This window comes from Streptomyces sp. NPDC031064 (assembly GCF_055570965.1).
Genome location: NZ_JBVIGF010000007.1, coordinates 103,780 through 122,990 on the forward strand (window position 1 = coordinate 103,780; position 19,211 = coordinate 122,990).

At 72.4% G+C, this 19,211-nt stretch carries 16 protein-coding genes; 2 read left to right on the plus strand and 14 right to left on the minus strand.

Annotated features, from left to right (window positions below):
* Positions 1–163: 163 nt before the first annotated feature.
* Both ACZ46W_RS24770 and fmt read right to left on the minus strand, forming a co-directional pair.
* Entirely contained in the window at positions 164–1,585 is a 1,422-nt protein-coding gene (locus tag ACZ46W_RS24770; RefSeq protein ID WP_468341403.1) for an RsmB/NOP family class I SAM-dependent RNA methyltransferase, read from the minus strand.
* Positions 1,586–1,619: 34 nt separating this feature from the next.
* Positions 1,620–2,564 (minus strand): methionyl-tRNA formyltransferase, encoded by a 945-nt coding sequence (fmt, locus tag ACZ46W_RS24775; RefSeq protein ID WP_468342323.1) that lies wholly within the window; start codon positions 2,562–2,564, stop codon positions 1,620–1,622.
* A 228-nt stretch (positions 2,565–2,792) separates the two neighbouring features.
* Here fmt and ACZ46W_RS24780 point away from each other — a divergent pair, with 228 nt between their 5' ends.
* Positions 2,793–3,338, plus strand: coding sequence for a hypothetical protein (locus tag ACZ46W_RS24780; RefSeq protein ID WP_468341406.1), 546 nt, complete (start codon positions 2,793–2,795; stop codon positions 3,336–3,338).
* 238 nt (positions 3,339–3,576) lie between these two features.
* On the opposite strand, the gene ACZ46W_RS24785 is transcribed toward ACZ46W_RS24780, so the two are convergent.
* Entirely contained in the window at positions 3,577–5,730 is a 2,154-nt protein-coding gene (locus ACZ46W_RS24785) for a primosomal protein N' (protein WP_468341409.1), read from the minus strand.
* 47 nt (positions 5,731–5,777) lie between these two features.
* Here ACZ46W_RS24785 and ACZ46W_RS24790 point away from each other — a divergent pair, with 47 nt between their 5' ends.
* Positions 5,778–6,461, plus strand: a complete 684-nt coding sequence (locus ACZ46W_RS24790; protein WP_468341411.1) for a hypothetical protein — start codon at positions 5,778–5,780, stop codon at positions 6,459–6,461.
* Positions 6,462–6,518: 57 nt separating this feature from the next.
* On the opposite strand, the gene metK is transcribed toward ACZ46W_RS24790, so the two are convergent.
* The 11 genes from metK to ACZ46W_RS24845 all read right to left on the minus strand — a co-directional run bounded on the left by metK (position 6,519) and on the right by ACZ46W_RS24845 (position 19,209).
* Positions 6,519–7,727 (minus strand): methionine adenosyltransferase, encoded by a 1,209-nt coding sequence (gene metK, locus ACZ46W_RS24795; RefSeq protein ID WP_468341414.1) that lies wholly within the window; start codon positions 7,725–7,727, stop codon positions 6,519–6,521.
* Between the two features lie 251 nt (positions 7,728–7,978).
* Positions 7,979–9,232 (minus strand): bifunctional phosphopantothenoylcysteine decarboxylase/phosphopantothenate--cysteine ligase CoaBC, encoded by a 1,254-nt coding sequence (coaBC, locus tag ACZ46W_RS24800; protein WP_468341417.1) that lies wholly within the window; start codon positions 9,230–9,232, stop codon positions 7,979–7,981.
* Positions 9,233–9,331: 99 nt separating this feature from the next.
* On the minus strand, positions 9,332–9,604 hold the full coding sequence (rpoZ, locus tag ACZ46W_RS24805) for a DNA-directed RNA polymerase subunit omega (RefSeq protein WP_005319902.1): 273 nt from the start codon (positions 9,602–9,604) through the stop codon (positions 9,332–9,334).
* 29 nt (positions 9,605–9,633) lie between these two features.
* Positions 9,634–10,227: a guanylate kinase gene (gmk, locus tag ACZ46W_RS24810; protein WP_468341420.1), complete on the minus strand. Its 594-nt coding sequence runs from the start codon at positions 10,225–10,227 to the stop codon at positions 9,634–9,636.
* 38 nt (positions 10,228–10,265) lie between these two features.
* The gene (locus ACZ46W_RS24815; RefSeq protein ID WP_064068014.1) at positions 10,266–10,589 is read right to left on the minus strand and encodes an integration host factor; all 324 of its coding nucleotides are present in this window, start codon (positions 10,587–10,589) and stop codon (positions 10,266–10,268) included.
* Between the two features lie 332 nt (positions 10,590–10,921).
* Entirely contained in the window at positions 10,922–11,764 is an 843-nt protein-coding gene (gene pyrF / locus ACZ46W_RS24820; RefSeq protein WP_468341424.1) for an orotidine-5'-phosphate decarboxylase, read from the minus strand.
* The gene (locus ACZ46W_RS24825) at positions 11,761–12,864 is read right to left on the minus strand and encodes a quinone-dependent dihydroorotate dehydrogenase (protein ID WP_468341427.1); all 1,104 of its coding nucleotides are present in this window, start codon (positions 12,862–12,864) and stop codon (positions 11,761–11,763) included. The genes pyrF and ACZ46W_RS24825 overlap by 4 nt, the downstream gene beginning before the upstream one ends.
* A 55-nt stretch (positions 12,865–12,919) precedes the next feature.
* Positions 12,920–16,228: a carbamoyl-phosphate synthase large subunit gene (carB, locus tag ACZ46W_RS24830; RefSeq protein ID WP_468341429.1), complete on the minus strand. Its 3,309-nt coding sequence runs from the start codon at positions 16,226–16,228 to the stop codon at positions 12,920–12,922.
* Positions 16,221–17,369, minus strand: coding sequence for a glutamine-hydrolyzing carbamoyl-phosphate synthase small subunit (gene carA / locus ACZ46W_RS24835; RefSeq protein WP_468341432.1), 1,149 nt, complete (start codon positions 17,367–17,369; stop codon positions 16,221–16,223). The genes carB and carA overlap by 8 nt, the downstream gene beginning before the upstream one ends.
* Complete coding sequence (locus ACZ46W_RS24840) at positions 17,366–17,926, minus strand: PH-like domain-containing protein (protein WP_468341435.1); 561 nt, start codon at positions 17,924–17,926, stop codon at positions 17,366–17,368. The genes carA and ACZ46W_RS24840 overlap by 4 nt, the downstream gene beginning before the upstream one ends.
* Positions 17,923–19,209 carry a dihydroorotase gene (locus tag ACZ46W_RS24845; protein ID WP_468341438.1) on the minus strand — a complete coding sequence of 429 codons (1,287 nt, stop codon included), beginning with the start codon at positions 19,207–19,209 and terminating at the stop codon, positions 17,923–17,925. The genes ACZ46W_RS24840 and ACZ46W_RS24845 overlap by 4 nt, the downstream gene beginning before the upstream one ends.
* Positions 19,210–19,211: the final 2 nt, after the last annotated feature.

Below are 19,211 nucleotides of genomic sequence, written 5' to 3' on the forward strand. Positions count from 1 at the left end.
GCACCGTCCATGGTTTCCCTGTTGTCCATCCCTCCCCCCCCCCCCCCCCCCCCCCCCCCCCCCCCCCCCCTCCCCCCCCCCCCCCCCCCCCCCTTGGCCGGGTGGCCGGGTGCCGCCCCATGCGTCCGCTTGGGCCTCGCCGCCTCGGCCTCGCCGTCGCGGCCTACGCCGTGCGCCGCAGCAGTGCCAGGTACATCGCGTCGGTGCCGTGCAGGTGCGGCCAGAGCTGTACGTCGGGGCCGTCGCCGAGCGCCGGCACGCCGGGCATCAGGGGCCTGGCGTCGATCAGCTCGGCGCCGCCGGTCCTCTTCAGTACGTCGTCGACGACGACCCGGGTCTCCGCCAGGTGCGGTGAGCAGGTCGCGTATCCGACCACGCCCCCCACCCGGACGGCCTTCAACGCCTCGGTCAGCAGGGCGCGTTGCAGCGGGGCGAAGCTTTCCAGGTCCTCCGGGCGGCGGCGCCAGCGGGCCTCCGGGCGGCGGCGCAGGGCGCCCAGGCCCGAGCACGGCACGTCCACCAGGGCGCGGTCGAAGGAGCCGGGGCGCCAGGGCGGGCGGGTGCCGTCGGCGGCGATGACCTGGTACGGGCCGGGGTTGCCGGCCAGCGCGCGGTCGACCAGCCGGGCGCGGTGCGGCTGCTTCTCGGAGGCGAGCAGGGCGGCGCCGCGCTCGGCCGCCAGGGCGCCCAGGAGGGCCGCCTTGCCGCCGGGGCCCGCGCAGCCGTCGAGCCAGCGCTCGTCGGGGCCGTCGAGCGGGGCGTTCGCGAGGGCGATCGCGACGAGCTGGCTGCCCTCGTCCTGGACGCCCGCCCGGCCCTCGCGCACCGCGTCGATCGCGCCGGGCTCGCCACCCTCGGCCAGCCGTACGGCATAGGGCGACCAGCGGCCCGGCAGGCCCGCTTCCTCGCCCAGTACGTCCAGCAGCTCGGCCGTCGTCGACCGGCCGGGGCGGGCCACCAGGGTGACCTCGGGGCGCTCGTTGTCGGCCTCCAGCAGGTCCTCCATCCCGGCGCGGCCGCCGCCGAGGGCGTCCCACAGGGCGGAGACGACCCAGCGCGGGTGCGAGTGCACGACCGCCAGATGGTCCTCGGCGTCCTCCTCGTACGGCGGGGCCACCTGCTCCAGCCAGGCGTCGAGGTCCTGCTGCGCGATCTTGCGGAGTACGGCGTTGACGAACTTGGCCCGCCCGTCGCCGAGCACCACCCGCGCCAGCTCCACGCTCGCCGAGACGGCCGCGTGCGTCGGGATGCGCGTGCCGAGCAGTTGGTGCGCGCCCAGCGCGAGCACGTCCAGCACCGGCGGGTCGACCTCGCGCAGCGGCCGGTCGATGCACGCCGCGATGATCGCGTCGTACGTGCCCTGGCGGCGCAGCGTGCCGTACACCAGCTCGGTGGCGAGCGCCGCGTCCCGGCCGTCGAAGCCCTCCTTCTCCCGCGCCTTCTTCAGCAGCGGCGGCAGGACGAGGTTGGCGTACGCGTCGCGCTCGTCGACGGCGCGCAGCGCCTCGAACGCCAGGATCCGCACCGGGTCCTTCTTGGGGCGGCGGTACGGCTTGGAGGGACGGCGACGGGACTGCTCGCTCAAAAGGTGCTCCGCTTTTCGTGAGGCTCGAACCCTTTCAGCCTACGTCGGTCCCGCCGGCCTTCTCCCCCGGGGCGATCCGCACGCCCCTGGCCCAGTCCGCGCCGCGCATCGGCTTCTTGCCCTGGGGCTGGACCCACAGCAGCTCGACGGCGTGCGAGCCGGTGCCGACGTACACGTTGTTCTTCGCCGCCGACAGCTCGCCGGGCGCCAGGTCGGTGCGGTCCTGGACGAGGGCCGCCTGGATGACCTTGAGCCGCTCGCCCCGGAAGACGGTCCAGGCGCCGGGGGCGGGCGTGCAGCCGCGGACGACCCGGTCGACGCGCAGCGCCGGGGTCTTCCAATCGATGTGCGCGTCCTCGACGGTGATCTTCGGGGCGAGGGTGACACCGTCGGCGGGCTGCGGTACGGCCTTGAGGGTGCCGTCCTCGATGCCGTCCATGGTGGCGGCGAGCAGGCCGGCGCCGGCGAAGGCGAGCCGGGTGAGCAGGTCGCCGCTGGTGTCGGTGGGCCGCACCTGCTCGGTGACCGTCCCGTACACCGGTCCCGAGTCCAGGCCCTCCTCGATCAGGAACGTCGACGCGCCGGTGATCTCGTCCCCGGCCATGATCGCGTGCTGCACGGGCGCGGCACCGCGCCAGGCGGGCAGCAGGGAGAAGTGCAGGTTCACCCAGCCGTGCGCGGGGATGTCGAGGGCGGCCTTCGGCAGCAGGGCGCCGTAGGCGACGACCGGGCAGCAGTCGGGCGCGATCTCGCGCAGCCGCGCCAGGAAGTCCTCGTCGCGCGGCTTGGCCGGCTTGAGGATCTCGATGCCGGCCTCCTCGGCGCGCTGGGCGACCGGGCTCGCGACGAGCCGGCGGCCCCGTCCGGCGGGGGCGTCGGGCCGGGTGACGACGGCGGCCACCTCGTGCCGGTCCGAGGCGATCAGGGCGTCCAGGGCGGGTACGGCGACCTCGGGGGTGCCTGCGAAGACGAGCTTCATCAGTGGCTGACTGCCTGTCTGTTCGGTGGCGGTGGTGGGCAACGCACCAGTTTAGGGGCGGGCGGGGCGGGGGGCGTACGTGGCCATGCGCGCCCTGGGCATATGCGGATACGCCCCCGCAGCGTGACCCCGGACACGGGTGGCGCGTTGGTCAAGGCAGATTGACCGAAACGGGCCGCCGCCTCGGAGCGGCCCACCCCTTTCAACGCCGGTTCGAGAGGCTTGTAAATGGCCGACCACGCAACCCACGACGCCCAAGCCCGGGCGAGCCTGCATCTGCTGGTGCGGGACATCGAGCGGGTCCGCCGGCAGGTGGACGCACTGCGCACGCTCACCGCCCAGCTCGGCAATGTGTACCGCCCGCGGCGATCCGGCCCCTCCACGGGCTTCGTCGTCTACGGCAGGGCCCCGGCCCCCACCGTCCGGCTCGCCCAGGAGCTGCGGGACAGCGTCGAGACCCTGGTGACCGCGGCGGTGGACTTCGACCGTTCGCTGGGCTTCTCGTGGGACGCGGTGGGCTCGGCGCTCGGCGTCACCAAGCAGGCGGTCCACCGCCGTTACGGCGCCCGCCGGGCGGCGGCCCAGCAGCCGGCCACGGCCGAGGCGGACCACGCCGTCGAGCCGGGCGGCACGCGCACGCTGCCCTCGGTCCCGGCCGCGCGCTCGATGCCGCCCCAGCCCACGTCCGGCTCCCAGACCCTCCGCGAGGAGGTCCGCCCGAGCCTCCGCGAGGAGGTCCGCCCGAGCGCCTTCCCCGGCCCGCGCAACGGCTGACCCCCACCGGCCGCCCCGTTCCCGGAAGTGGGGGCGGGGCGGCCGCCCCATGTCCTCCGATCCAGGCCCGCGACCTCGGTGGTGCGCTGTCCGCCGGGCCGTCGGAATCGTCGTCGCGGCCCGCCTCGCGATCAGCGTCGCCAGAACGGGCTCGGCGCGGTCCGCGCCCCTCGCGCCGTCCGCCCAGCGCGGTCCACCCCGCGCCTGCCGCGCCCGCCGCGCCGCGTCCGACCGGCGGTCACCCGATGTCGGGCGGGTCCACGCGGATGCGCACCGGGTCCGTGCCGCCGCGGGCGAGCCGTGCCGCCTGGGCGGCCTTCAGGGCGGCGGCGAGCGCCGCACCGCTGCCGGGCGGGACCCGGAGCAGGGCACGCTCCCAAACCTCACCCGGTGGGGCGTCGCCGGGGCGGCGCGGGGCGCCCGGCGGCGGGGGTGCCAGCGGCACGGGGCCGAGCACCTCCGCCTCGGGGGGCAGCTCGGCGGCGGCCAGGAACGCCGCGACCGCCTCCGCCCGCCCGGTCACGGCCGCCATGCGGGAGACCGGCGGGAAGCCCAGCTCCGCCCGCTCGGCCAGCTCGCGCTGGGCGTGGCCCACCGGGTCCCACCGCACCAGTGCCTGCACGGGACGCAGCGTCGGCTCGGCCACGATCACGACGGTGCCGCCCTCGTCCTGGCCCCGCACCAGCGAGGCCGCGTCGATCCAGCGCCGTAGCGCCTCCTCGCCGGAGCGCAGGTCGGCCCGCCCGAGCATGGCCCAGCCGTCCAGCAGCAGCGCCGCCGCGTACCCGCCCTCGGCGACCGGCTCGGCGCCCGGGGTGCTGACGACCAGCGCGGGCCGGGCCGGCACGGTGTCCAGGACGTGGTCGCGCCCCGACGTCCGTACCGGAACGGCCGGGAACGCCCGCCCCAGCTCCTCCGCCGTACGCCGTGCGCCCACCACCTGGGCGCGCAGCCGGACGGACCCGCACTCCACGCAAGTCCAGTCGGGCGCGCCCCGCCCGCACCAGCCGCACCTCAACTCCCGCTGCTCGGGCGCCTCCAGGGGACCCGCGCAGTGTCGGCAGCGCGCGGGCGTGCGGCACCGCTCGCAGGCCAGCCTCGGTACGTACCCCCGCCTCGGCACCTGCACCAGCACCGGCCCGGTCTTCAGGCCCTCGCGTGCCACCTGCCACGCCAGCGACGGCAGCCGGGCCGCCCGCGCCGCCTCGTCCCGCGCCAGTTCCCCGTCGCCCACGGTCCGTACGAGCGGCGCGGCGGCGCGGACCTGCTCGCGGGGCGCCGGCAGCGGGCGCGCCCAGCCGCTCTCGACGAGCTGGGCGGCCTCGACGGTGCAGCTCGTACCGCCCAGCAGGAAGCCGCACTTGTCGTGCGCGGCGCGCAGCAGCAGCACCTCGCGCGCGTGGGGCAGCGGCGCGTGCTGCTCGCTGTGGCTGGAGTCCCCGTCGTCCCAGATGGCGACGAGCCCCAGGTCCCGCACGGGGGCGAACATCGCCGCCCGCGTACCCACGACCGCCCGCACCGCCCCTCGCCGCACGGCGAGCCACTGCGCGTACCGCTTCTCGGGCCCGGCCTCGGCGGTCAGCACCGCGTGCCGCCCCTCCCCCAGCACGGCGGTCAGCGCCGCGTCCACCCGCCCGGCCGCACGCCCGTCGGGCACCACGACGAGCGCGCCGCGCCCCGACGCCAGGGTGGCGGCCACCGCGCGGGCCAGCTCCTCCGCCCAGTGCGGCCCGGGCAGCGCGTTCCACACGGCCCTGGGCGAGCGGCCGGCCGCGAGGGCCGCCAGGAACGCCTCGCCCCGTACGTACCTGACCCACGTGCCGGGTTCCGGCGGCGGGGGCGGCGGCAGCGGCTGCGGCGACGGCCGGCCCTCGGCGCGGGCATTGCGCGGCGGAATCGCCAGTTGCAGCACGTCGGCGAGGCTCCCGGCGTACCGGTCGGCCACCGCACGCGCGAGCCCCAGCAGCTCGGTGCTCAGCACCGGCTCGGGCGACACCACGTCGGCCAGCGCGGCGAGCGGCCCCGAGTAGTCCGACTCGGCCCGCCGCTCGACGAGGAACCCGTCGATGAGCCGCCCGCCCTCACGCCGCCCGCCCCGCACCTGGTGCGCCCCGGCCCCGAACCGCACCCGCACCCGCACGCCCGGCTGCGCGACCGCGTCGAGCTCCTCGGGCACGGCGTAGTCGAAGAACTGGTCCAGGTGCAGCACGCCCTTGTTCACCACGACCCGCGCGACCGGCAGCTCCTTCGCCAGCGCGGCCCCCCGCCAGGTGCGCGGCTTGGCCCTGGGCACCTTCGCCTTGCGCACCGTCTCCCGTATGAGCGCGAGCTGCTCGGGCGGCTCGGCCCCCCGACCGCCCTCGCCCTCCGGCTTCCCGTTCTCGCTGCTCACAGCGTCATTCCTACCAGAGCGCACTGACAGCGCCCGCTGTCAGTGGCATGCGCTTGTATGACCGCGTGACCGTCTACGAAACCGCGAGGCTGCTGCCCGCGATACCCGTCCTCCGCGACCACTGCCGTGCCCTGGCCATGCTGGAGGCGATTCTCTGCCCCGACGCCCACTTCCGGCACTACGCATTCGACGCGCGCTGGTCTGCGACCGAGGAGCTCGCGTCGATGAGCAATGGCGGGGGTGACGAGTACTCGATCGTCTTCTCCCCCGCCGGGGCGTACATCCGGGGCTTCGACCACGAGTCGCCGATGAGCCCGTACGTCGACGAGGCGCCGTGGCCGGGTGTCGTGGATGAGGTCCCGGACGTCTTCCGGCGGTACGTGGACGAGCCGGCCTTCTCGGACGGCGTCGGCTTCCCGTCCGTCACCGCCTGCCTGTGGCGAACCACCGGGGACGACGCCTGGCGTACGGGCACCATCGAGTTCCCCGGCGCCGGCGACCCGGACGGATCGGAGTACCTGTTCGAGCACCTGACGGACCGGTCCGCCGAGACGTACCAGGCCTTCGCCGAGGACATGCACGAGGTGCCGGTCGACCTGGACGCCGTATGCCACGTGTTCGCCCAGCGTCCGCTCACGGACGAGGTGGTCACCGCCTTGAACCCGAAGCTCACCCTCGCCGATCTCACCGAGGACTTCGCGGCCATCGGCTATCCCCGGCACGGCCGCTGAAACGCCGAAGTCCGGCACCCCGGAAAGGGGTGCCGGACTTCGCGTGAGGAGCCGGGACTAAAGCCCCGCCGCCTTGCGCAGCGCGTCCACGCGGTCGGTGCGCTCCCAGGTGAAGTCGGGGAGCTCGCGGCCGAAGTGGCCGTACGCCGCCGTCTGCGCGTAGATCGGGCGCAGCAGGTCGAGGTCGCGGATGATCGCCGCCGGGCGGAGGTCGAAGACCTCGGCGATGGCGTTCTCGATCCGCTCCACCTCGACCTTGGCGGTGCCGAAGGTCTCGACGAACAGGCCGACGGGCTCGGCCTTGCCGATGGCGTAGGCGACCTGGACCTCGCAGCGGGAGGCGAGGCCCGCCGCGACGACGTTCTTGGCGACCCAGCGCATGGCGTAGGCGGCCGAGCGGTCGACCTTGGACGGGTCCTTGCCGGAGAAGGCGCCGCCGCCGTGGCGGGCCATGCCGCCGTAGGTGTCGATGATGATCTTGCGGCCGGTCAGGCCGGCGTCGCCCATGGGGCCGCCGATCTCGAAGCGGCCGGTCGGGTTGACCAGCAGGCGGTAGCCCTCGGTGTCCAGCTTGATGCCGTCGTCGAGGAGCTGCTTGAGCACGTGCTCGACGACGAACTCGCGGATGTCGGGCGCGAGCAGCGACTCCAGGTCGATGTCGGAGGCGTGCTGCGAGGAGACGACGACGGTGTCGAGGCGGACGGCCTTGTCGCCGTCGTACTCGATGGTGACCTGGGTCTTGCCGTCGGGACGGAGGTAGGGGATGGTGCCGTTCTTGCGGACCTCGGTGAGGCGCTTGGACAGCCGGTGCGCGATGTGGATCGGCAGCGGCATCAGCTCGGGGGTCTCGTCCGACGCGTACCCGAACATCAGGCCCTGGTCGCCGGCGCCCTGCTTGTCGAGCTCGTCCTCGTCGCCCTCGACGCGCTTCTCGTACGCCGTGTCGACGCCCTGCGCGATGTCCGGCGACTGGGCGCCGATCGAGACGGAGACTCCGCAGGACGCGCCGTCGAAGCCCTTCTTCGAGGAGTCGTAACCGATCTCCAGGATCTTGTTGCGCACCAGCGTGGGGATGTCGGCGTACGCCTTGGTCGTCACCTCGCCGGCCACGTGCACCAGGCCGGTGGTGATCAACGTCTCCACGGCGACGCGGGAGGTGGGGTCCTCACGCAGCAGCGCATCGAGAATGGTGTCGCTGATCTGGTCAGCGATCTTGTCGGGGTGACCCTCGGTCACGGACTCCGAGGTGAAGAGACGACGGGACACAACGCTCCCTGGGTTTGCAGCGGCTGCTGGCTGATCATTTGCGGAACCGGCAGGGGGCTGCGCCCCGCGTCGTTCCGAGGACAGTTTATCGGGCGCTCTCGGCCGTTGGACCAGGTGTCTCGCACGGTGGGCGACGGATCGGCCACATCTGCCGTATCGGCGGTACGAAGATCGGCTCTCACCACGGGCCGGAACGCCGGTTTTCCTATGGTTTCCTCCACCCAAAGGGGCGAAATGAGAGATTCATCCTGTTACCCGAGTCGTGGATCCGAGTCGCCGTTTTGAGGCGCGGTGTCCACGGCGGCGAGCCGGGGGACGACGAGGTCCCAGACGGTCTCCGCCAGGGCTTCCTTCGGCCCGTACGGGACGGGGGTCTCGGTGCCGTCCGTGGCCAGCACCACGGCCTCGTTCTCCTCTGAGCCGAAGGTCTTGCGCTCCCCCACCTCGTTCACGACGAGCAGGTCGCAGCCCTTGCGGCGGAGCTTGTCACGACCATTGGCCAAAACATGATCCGTTTCGGCGGCGAAGCCGACGATCACCTGCCCCGGACGGGCCCGCTCCGCGGAGATCTCGGCCAGGATGTCCGGGTTGCGGACCAGCACGATGGGCGCCGGCTCCTGGCCGTCCTTCTTCTTGATCTTACCCTCGGCGTACGTGGCGGGGCGGAAGTCCGCGACGGCCGCGGCCATCACCACGGCGTCCGCGTCGGCCGCCGCCTTGAGCACCGCCTCGCGGAGCTGGACGGCGGTCCCCACGTGGACGACGTCGACCCCCGCCGGGTCCGGCATGCCGGTGTTGGCCTCGATCAGCGTCACCCGGGCACCCCGGGCGGCGGCGGTCCTGGCCAGGGCGTACCCCTGCTTGCCGGAGGAACGGTTGCCCAGGTAGCGCACCGGGTCCAGCGGCTCGCGCGTGCCGCCCGCGCTGACCACGACGTGGCGGCCCGAGAGGTCGGGCCCGGCGGCGGCGCCGCGCGCGAGCACCCGGCGGCAGATCTCGAAGATCTCGTCCGGGTCGGGCAGCCGGCCCTTGCCGGTGTCGACGCCGGTGAGGCGGCCCACGGCCGGCTCGATCACCACGGCGCCCCGGCGCCGCAGCGTGGCGACGTTCTCCTGGGTGGCGGGGTGCTCCCACATCTCGGTGTGCATGGCGGGCGCGAAGACCACCGGGCACCGGGCGGTGAGCAGCGTGTTGGTCAGCAGGTCGTCGGCGAGGCCGTGGGCGGCCTTGGCGAGCATGTCGGCGGTGGCGGGGGCGACGACCACGAGGTCGGCGTGCTGACCGATGCGGACGTGCGGGACCTCGTGGACGTCCGACCAGACCTCGGTCGAGACCGGGTTGCCGGAGAGGGCGGACCAGGTGGCGGCGCCCACGAAGTGCAGGGCGGCCGCGGTCGGGACGACCCGTACGTCATGGCCGGACTCGGTCAGCCGGCGCAGCAGCTCGCACGCCTTGTAGGCGGCGATGCCACCGCTGACTCCGAGGACCACCTTGGGCTTGTCCACTCGACGCCTCCCGGCTCCGGCTCGTGACTACGGATTCCATGACACACCACAGGCCCGGTGGAGTCTCCACCGGGCCTGTCATGACGTGCAGTGGGGCACCTACTGGGCCGGGCCCTCGATGGCCTCGGAGGTCAGCAGACCCGCGTTGATCTCGCGCAGGGCGATCGAGAGCGGCTTCTCGTGGACGTGGGTGTCCACCAGCGGACCGACGTACTCCAGCAGGCCCTCACCGAGCTGCGAGTAGTACGCGTTGATCTGACGCGCACGCTTGGCCGCGTAGATCACGAGGCTGTACTTCGAGTCAGTGGCCTCGAGCAGCTCGTCGATCGGCGGGTTGATGATGCCCTCGGGCGCGGTGATGGAAGAGGACACGCTCTACCTTCCGAAAAAGTGGACAAAGATCAAACAACTGCCATCAAGGCTAGCAGCTCACGGGCTACGTCCTCGACGGAGGTGTTGACGAGGGTGGTGTCGAACTCGGACTCCGCCGCGAGCTCGATCTTGGCTGCTTCCAGCCGCCGCTCGATGACCTCCGGCGGCTCCGTGCCCCGGCCGGTGAGCCGGCGGACCAGCTCGTCCCAGCTCGGCGGGGCGAGGAAGACGAGCTGGGCCTCCGGCATCGAATCGCGGACCAGCCGCGCGCCCTGGAGGTCGATCTCCAGCAGCACGGGCTCCCCCGCGTCGAGCCGCTCCAGCACGGCGCGGCGCGGGGTGCCGTAGCGGTTTCCGGCGAACTCGGCCCACTCCAGCAGCTCGCCGTTGGCGATCAGCTTGTCGAACTCGTCGTCGGTGACGAAGTAGTACTGCACGCCGTCCCGCTCGCCGGGTCGCGGCTTGCGGGTCGTGGCGGACACCGACAGCCAGACCTCGGGGTGGACCTTGCGCAGATGAGCGACGACCGTGCTCTTGCCGACCCCGGAGGGGCCGGAGAGCACGGTCAGTCGCGGACGTACGTCCGGGGGCTCGGGGGCGGTCCCCCGGGATGTTGCAGCCATGGGGCGATTATTCCAGGTTTACTCCAGTGCCCTGGACGTCAGGCCCCGGTGCTGCCGAACTCGCGCTCCAGGGAGGCGATCTGGTTGGAGCCGAGACCCCGCACACGACGGCTCTCGGAGATGCCGAGCCGCTCCATGATCTGCTTGGCGCGGACCTTGCCCACGCCCGGCAGGGACTCCAGGAGGGCGGAGACCTTCATCTTGCCGATGACCTCGTTCTCCTGACCCTGCTTGATGACCTCTTGGAGCGAGGCGCCGGAGTGCTTGAGTCGATTCTTGACCTCGGCCCGCTCCCGGCGAGCCGCGGCGGCCTTTTCGAGCGCGGCTGCGCGCTGTTCAGGGGTAAGGGGCGGAAGAGCCACGCCTACGTCACCTCGGATGTCGAACTGTCGGATACGGACCGGTGAGGAACCTAGTCGGCCCACACCAGGGGAGCAACGAGCAACGCAGTGCACGTTGGCTCTGCGACGGAGACTAGCGGCCATGGCCGCCAGAGTCAGCGAGAACAGCGGAAAAGTCCTGGTCAGCATCGACCTACCCGGACATTTGGGATATATCGACCCGGTTTTGCGCGCAGATTCCGACCCCGGGGATCCCGCACCGGCCGAACGTGAGGTGCGTCACGCCTCGAACGCAGGAGCCCACGGTCACCTCGGGGTGACCGTGGGCTCCGACGGAGGCGGGGTGGCGGGCGTCAGGCGCCGACCGCCGCCCGCACCTCGTCCGCGTACCGCTCGGCGGCCTCGCGCAGCGCCGCCGCGTCCGGACCGTGGCGCAGGACGCCCCGGCTGACGTTCGGGACGACGTTGCGCACGGCGGCGCCGAAGACGGCCGGCAGGTCGGCGGGGGTCGCACCCTGGGCGCCGATGCCGGGGGCGAGCAGCGGGCCGTTGATGTCGAGGTCGTACGAGGAGAGGTCGCCGAGCGTGGCACCGACGACCGCGCCGAAGGAGCCCATGGGGCTCTGGCCGGCGTTGTCCTCAGCGAGGTGGGCGAGCATGGTCGCGCCGATGGTGCGGCCGTCCTCGCGCACCGCGCGCTGGACCTCGGCGCCCTCCGGGTTGGAGGTCAGCGCGAGGACGAACAGTCCGGCGCCGCTCTCGCGGGCCAGGTCGACGGCGGGCTTCAGCGAGCCGTACCCGAGGTAGGGCGAGACCGTGAGCGCGTCGGAGAAGAGCGGGGAGTCCTTGCGCAGGTAGGTCTCGGCGTAGGCGGCCATCGTGGAGCCGATGTCGCCGCGCTTGGCGTCCATGACGACCAGCGCGCCCGCGTCCCTGAGGTCCGCCACGGCGCGCTCCAGGACGGCGATGCCGCGGGAGCCGAACCGCTCGAAGAAGGCGCTCTGCGGCTTGAAGACGGCGACGGTGCCGGCGAGGGCGTCCACGACCGTGCGCGTGAACCGCTCCAGGCCCGCCACGTCGTCGTTCAGCCCCCAGGAGGACAGCAGGGAGCCGTGCGGGTCGATGCCGACGCACAGCGGGCCACGGGCGTCCATGGCGTGCCTCAGACGGGCACCGAAGGGTTCCAGCGGGCTCATACGGCGGCCTTTCGGGTGTCGGCGCCGACGGCCTCGGCGAGGGTGGCGTACGGGGAGGCCTTCAGCCGGGCGGCGAGGCCCTTGTGGATGGCGCGGGCGTAGAACGGGCCCTCGTAGATGAAGGCGCTGTAGCCCTGGACCAGGGTGGCGCCGGCGAGGATGCGCTGCCAGGCGTCCTCGGCGTTCTCGACGCCGCCGACGCCGACGAGCGTGATGCGGTCGCCCACGCGCGCGTAGAGGCGGCGCAGCACCTGAAGGGAGCGCTTCTTGAGCGGCGCCCCGGACAGGCCGCCGGTCTCACCGGTGAGGTGCGCCGGGGACTTCAGGCCCTCGCGGGCGATCGTGGTGTTGGTGGCGATGATGCCGTCCAGGCCCAGCTCGACGGCGAGGTCGGCGACCGCGTCGACGTCCTCGTCGGCGAGGTCCGGCGCGATCTTCACGAGCAGCGGGACGCGGCGGTCGGTGACCGTGCGGTCGGCGGCCTCGCGGACGGCCGTCAGCAGGGGCCGCAGGGACTCCGTCGCCTGGAGGTTGCGCAGGCCCGGGGTGTTCGGCGAGGAGACGTTGACGACCAGGTAGTCGGCGTGGCGGGCGAGCCGCTCGGTCGACTTCACGTAGTCGGCGGCGGCCTCGGCCTCCGGGACGACCTTGGTCTTGCCGATGTTGACGCCCACGACGGTCCCGAAGACCGGCACGCGCGCGTGGAGCCGCTCGGCGACGGCCGCGGAGCCGTCGTTGTTGAAGCCCATGCGGTTGATCAGGGCGCGGTCGGCGACGAGGCGGAAGAGGCGCTTCTTGGGGTTGCCGGGCTGCGGCTCGCCCGTGACCGTACCGATCTCGACGTGGTCGAAGCCGAGCATCGCCATGCCGTCGATGGCGACGGCGTTCTTGTCGAAGCCGGCGGCGAGCCCGAAGGGGCCGTCGAACTCCAGGCCCAGGGCCTCGACGCGCAGCGACTCGTGGCCGGTGGCGAAGAGGCGGTACAGCAGTGTGCGCAGCACGGGGACGCGGGCGGCGAGGCGGATCCAGCGGAAGGCGAGGTGGTGGGCCTGCTCCGGGTCCATCCGGGTGAAGAACAGCCGGAAGAAGAGCTTGTACATGGTGGTGTCCTCATGAGGAGGGGGACACCGTTTCCGGTGTCCCCCTCGTGGGCTGCTAGTCGCGGGCCGCGGTCAGGTGCTCCGCGTGTTCCTGGAGGGAACGGACGCCCACTCCGCCGTGGTTGAGCGCGTCGATGCCCTGGACGGCGGCGGCGAGCGCCTGGACCGTCGTCAGGCACGGGACGCCGCGCGCCACGGCCGCCGTGCGGATCTCGTAGCCGTCGAGGCGGCCGCCGGTGCCGTACGGGGTGTTGACGATGAGGTCGACCTCGCCGTCGTGGATGAGGCGGACGATGGTCTTCTCGCCGTTCGGGCCCTCGCCCTCGGACTGCTTGCGCACGACGGTGGCGTTGATGCCGTTGCGCTTGAGGACCTCGGCGGTGCCGGAGGTGGCCATCAACTCGAAGCCGTGGGCGACCAGCTCGCGGGCCGGGAAGATCATCGAGCGCTTGTCGCGGTTGGCGACCGAGATGAACGCGCGGCCCTTGGTGGGCAGCGGGCCGTAGGCGCCGGCCTGCGACTTGGCGTACGCCGTGCCGAAGACCGCGTCGATGCCCATGACCTCGCCGGTGGAGCGCATCTCCGGGCCGAGGACGGTGTCCACGCCGCGGCCGTGCACGTCGCGGAAGCGCGACCACGGCATGACGGCCTCCTTGACGGAGATCGGCGCGTCCAGCGGCAGGGTGCCGCCGTCGCCCGTCTTGGGCAGCAGGCCCTCTTCCCGGAGCTCGGCGATGGTGGCGCCCAGCGAGATCCGGGCGGCGGCCTTGGCCAGCGGCACGGCGGTCGCCTTGGAGGTGAAGGGGACCGTGCGGCTGGCGCGCGGGTTGGCCTCCAGGACGTACAGGATGTCGCCGGCCATCGCGAACTGGATGTTGATCAGGCCGCGTACGCCGACGCCCTTGGCGATGGCCTCGGTGGAGGCGCGCAGCCGCTTGATGTCGTGGCCGCCGAGGGTGATCGGGGGCAGCGCGCACGCCGAGTCGCCGGAGTGGATGCCGGCCTCCTCGATGTGCTCCATGACGCCGCCGAGGTACAGCTCGGCGCCGTCGTACAGGGCGTCGACGTCGATCTCGATGGCGTCGTCGAGGAACCGGTCGACCAGGACCGGGCGGTCCGGGGAGATCTCGGTGGACTCGGCGATGTACGACTCCAGGCGGGCCTCGTCGTACACGATCTCCATGCCGCGGCCGCCGAGCACGTACGACGGGCGTACGAGCACGGGGTAGCCGATCTCGTCGGCGATGGCCTTGGCGCCGGCGAAGGTGGTCGCGGTGCCGTGCTTGGGCGCGGGCAGCCCGGCCTCGGCGAGGACCTGGCCGAAGGCGCCGCGGTCCTCGGCGGCGTGGATGGCCTCCGGGGAGGTGCCGACGATGGGCACGCCGTTGTCCTTGAGCGCCTGGGCGAGGCCGAGCGGGGTCTGGCCGCCGAGCTGGACGACGACGCCCGCGATGGGGCCGGCCTTCGACTCGGCGTGGACGATCTCCAGCACGTCCTCGAGCGTCAGCGGCTCGAAGTACAGGCGGTCGGAGGTGTCGTAGTCGGTGGAGACCGTCTCCGGGTTGCAGTTGACCATCACGGTCTCGTAGCCCGCGTCGCTGAGCGCGAAGGAGGCGTGGACGCACGAGTAGTCGAACTCGATGCCCTGGCCGATGCGGTTCGGGCCGGAGCCGAGGATGATCACGGCGGGCTTCTCGCGCGGCGCGACCTCGCTCTCCTCGTCGTACGAGGAGTAGAAGTACGGGGTCTTCGCGGCGAACTCGGCGGCGCAGGTGTCGACCGTCTTGTAGACCGGGCGGACGCCGAGGGACTGGCGGACCTCGCGGACGACGTCCTCGCGCAGGCCCCGGATCCCGGCGATCTGGGCGTCGGAGAAGCCGTGGCGCTTGGCCTCGGCGAGCAGGTCGGCGTCGAGGCGGTCGGCGGCGGCCAGCTCGTCGGCGATCTCCTTGATCAGGAAGAGCTGGTCGACGAACCAGGGGTCGATCTTCGTGGCGTCGAAGACCTCCTGGGGCGTCGCGCCGGCGCGGATGGCCTGCATGACGGTGTTGATGCGGCCGTCGGTCGGGCGCACCGCCTCGCGCAGCAGCTCGGCCTTGTCACCGACGGGGCCGGTGAAGGTGAACTGGCTGCCCTTCTTCTCCAGCGAGCGCAGCGCCTTCTGGAGGGCCTCGGTGAAGTTCCGGCCGATGGCCATGGCCTCGCCGACCGACTTCATGGTCGTGGTCAGCGTGGAGTCGGCCGACGGGAACTTCTCGAAGGCGAAGCGCGGCGCCTTGACGACGACGTAGTCGAGGGTCGGCTCGAAGGATGCCGGGGTCTTCTCGGTGATGTCGTTGGGGATCTCGTCCAGCGTGTAGCCGACGGCGAGTCGGGCCGCGATCTTCGCGATCGGGAAGCCGGTGGCCTTCGACGCCAGCGCGGAGGAGCGGGAGACGCGGGGGTTCATCTCGATGACGATGACCCGGCCGTCCTCCGGGTTGACCGCGAACTGGATGTTGCAGCCACCCGTGTCCACGCCGACCTCGCGGATGATCGCGATGCCGACGTCACGGAGGATCTGGTACTCGCGGTCGGTGAGCGTCATCGCCGGGGCGACGGTGATCGAGTCACCGGTGTGGACGCCCATCGGGTCGAAGTTCTCGATGGAGCAGACGACCACGACGTTGTCGTGCTTGTCGCGCATCAGCTCCAGCTCGTACTCCTTCCAGCCGAGGATGGACTCCTCCAGGAGCACCTCGGTGGTGGGAGAGAGGGTCAGGCCCTGGCCGGCGATGCGGCGCAGCTCCTCCTCGTCGTGCGCGAAGCCGGAGCCGGCGCCGCCCATGGTGAAGGAGGGGCGGACGACGACGGGGTAGCCGCCGAGGGTCTCGACGCCCTTGAGGACGTCGTCCATGGAGTGGCAGATGACCGAGCGGGCGGACTCGCCGTGGCCGATCTTCTTGCGGACCTCCTCCACGACCAGCTTGAACTTGTCGCGGTCCTCGCCCTTGTGGATGGCCTCGACGTTGGCGCCGATCAGCTCCACGCCGTACTTCTCCAGCACACCCTGCTCGTGCATGGAGATCGCGGTGTTGAGCGCGGTCTGGCCACCGAGGGTGGGCAGGAGCGCGTCGGGGCGCTCCTTGGCGATGATCTTCTCGACGAACTCGGGGGTGATCGGCTCGACGTACGTGGCGTCGGCGATCTCCGGGTCGGTCATGATCGTCGCCGGGTTGGAGTTCACCAGGATGACCCGCAGGCCCTCGGACTTGAGGACGCGGCACGCCTGGGTGCCGGAGTAGTCGAACTCGGCGGCCTGGCCGATGACGATCGGGCCGGAGCCGATGACCAGGACGGACTGGATATCGGTGCGCTTAGGCACGCTGGCCCTCCATCAGGGAAACGAAGCGGTCGAACAGGTACGCGGCGTCGTGCGGGCCGGCGGCCGCTTCGGGGTGGTACTGGACGCTGAAGGCCGGCTGGTCGAGCAGGTGGAGGCCCTCCACCACGTTGTCGTTGAGGCAGACGTGGGAGACCTCGGCGCGGCCGTAGGGGGTGTCGGACACCTTGTCGAGCGGGGCGTCGACGGCGAAGCCGTGGTTGTGCGCGGTGACCTCGACCTTGCCGGTCGTACGGTCCTGCACGGGCTGGTTGATGCCGCGGTGGCCGTACTTCAGCTTGTAGGTGCCGAAGCCGAGCGCGCGGCCCAGGATCTGGTTGCCGAAGCAGATGCCGAACAGGGGCGTCTTGCGCTCCAGGACGGCACGCATGACGGCGACGGGGCCGTCGGCGGTGGCGGGGTCGCCGGGGCCGTTGGAGAAGAACACGCCGTCGGGGTTGACGGCGTACACGTCCTCGACGGTGGCGGTGGCGGGGAGCACGTGCACCTCGATGCCGCGCTCGGCCATCCGGTGCGGGGTCATGCCCTTGATGCCGAGGTCGACGGCCGCGACGGTGAACTTCTTCTCGCCGATCGCGGGGACGACGTACGGCTCGGTGGTGGCGACCTCGGCGGCCAGGTTCGCGCCCTTCATCTGCGGCTGCGCCCGGACCTTGTCCAGCAGCGCCTCCTCGCGGACCCCGGTCCACGCGTCGCCGGAGAAGATACCGACGCGCATGGCGCCGCGCTCGCGGAGGTGGCGGGTGAGGGCGCGGGTGTCGATGCCGCTGATGCCGACGACGCCCTGCGCGGCCAGCTCCTCGTCGAGCGTGCGCGTGGCGCGCCAGTTCGACGGGACGCGGGCGGGGTCGCGGACCACGTAGCCGGAGACCCAGATCTTCTTGGACTCGGGGTCCTCGTCGTTGACACCGGTGTTGCCGACGTGCGGCGCGGTCATCACGACAACCTGGCGGTGGTACGACGGGTCGGTCAGGGTCTCCTGGTAGCCGGTCATGCCGGTGGAGAAGACAGCCTCGCCGAAGGTCTCCCCCACGGCCCCGTAGGCACGGCCGCGGAAGGTGCGGCCGTCCTCCAGGACGAGTACGGCGGGAGTCTTGGCAGCTCCCCTTGTGGAGGTGGTCATCGTGCGGTGCCTTCCGTCGTGGTGATCATGGTGTTCAGGGTGTCGACCCAGGTGGTGTGCTCCGCGGCCCGGTCGGAGCGGAAGCCCGAGTCGATCAGGGTGTCGCCGTGCGCCCAGGTGACGATCAGCAGGCCGCCCTCGGCGAGGACCTTGCCCGCGATGCCCTTGTCGAGCCGGGCGCCGCGCAACTGCGCGGCCGGGACGAAGAAGTCGCGCGCCCCGGGGCGTACGACCTCCAGGCCCTGGTCGGTGAGCGTCAGCTCGACGCGGCTGCGGGTACCCAGGCCGTGGGCGACGATCCGGTCGAGCCACTGCCCGGCGGTGGTGGAGCCGTGGTAGCGGCCGGTCATCGTCAGTTTCGCCGTGCCGGGGGTTTCCGGCATTCCCGGCAGGTCCGGCAGGTCCGACTGGAGGCTGCCGCGCCACTTCCACCCCTGGCGCATCAGCCAGTAGAGGAGGGCGACGAAGAGCAGCAGTCCGGCGACCCAGCCGAGCCGGGCGGCCCAGTCGGTCACCTCGGCGGATTTCTGCTCCGCGGCCAGTTCGAAGAGTGTCACGCCAGCTTCCCGTCCATGAGCGTCGCCCGGCCCCGCAGGAAGGTGTGGGTGACGCGCCCCGGCAGCTCACGGCCCTCGTAGGGGGTGTTGCGGCTGCGGGAGGCGAAGCCCGCGGGGTCCACGGGACCACGGTATGCCGGATCGACCAGGGTGAGGTTGGCGGGCTCACCAGCCGAGACGGGGCGGCCGTGGCCGGTGGCGCGGCCGATCTTCGCAGGCTTGAAGGACATGCGGTCGGCGACGCCGGCCCAGTCCAGCAGCCCGGTCTCGACCATCGTGTGCTGGACCACGGACAGCGCGGTCTCCAGACCGACCATGCCCATGGCGGCCGCGGCCCACTCGCAGTCCTTGTCCTCGTGCGGGTGCGGGGCGTGGTCGGTGGCGACGATGTCGATCGTGCCGTCGGCCAGCGCCTCACGCAGCGCCATCACGTCGCGCTCGGTGCGCAGCGGCGGGTTGACCTTGTAGACCGGGTTGTACGAGCGGACCAGCTCGTCGGTCAGGAGGAGGTGGTGCGGGGTGACCTCGGCGGTGACGTCGATGCCGCGCGACTTGGCCCAGCGGACGATCTCGACGGACCCGGCGGTCGACAGGTGGCAGATGTGCACGCGGGAGCCGACGTGCTCGGCGAGCAGCACGTCACGGGCGATGATCGACTCCTCGGCGACGGCCGGCCAGCCGCCCAGGCCCAGCTCGGCGGAGACGACGCCCTCGTTCATCTGGGCGCCCTCGGTGAGGCGGGGCTCCTGGGCGTGCTGGGCGACGACGCCGCCGAAGGCCTTCACGTACTCCAGCGCCCGGCGCATGATCACGGCGTCGTCCACGCACTTGCCGTCGTCGGAGAAGACGGTGACGCCGGCGGCGGACTCGTGCATGGCGCCCAGCTCGGCGAGCTTCCTGCCCTCCAGGCCGACGGTGACGGCGCCGATGGGCTGCACGTCGCAGTAGCCGTGCTCCTGGCCGAGCCGGTACACCTGCTCGACGACGCCGGCGGTGTCGGCGACCGGGAAGGTGTTGGCCATGGCGAACACGGAGGTGTAGCCGCCCGAGGCGGCGGCGCGGGTACCGGTGAGGACCGTCTCGGAGTCCTCGCGGCCCGGCTCGCGCAGGTGGGTGTGCAGGTCGACCAGGCCGGGCAGGAGGATGCGTCCCCCGGCCTCGACGACGGTCGCCCCGTCGGCCGGAAGACCGGTACCGACCTCTGCGATGGTCTCGCCGTCGATCAGGACGTCCTGGGCCTCGCCGCCCAGCACCTTCGCACCACGGATCAGGGTCTTGCTCATCT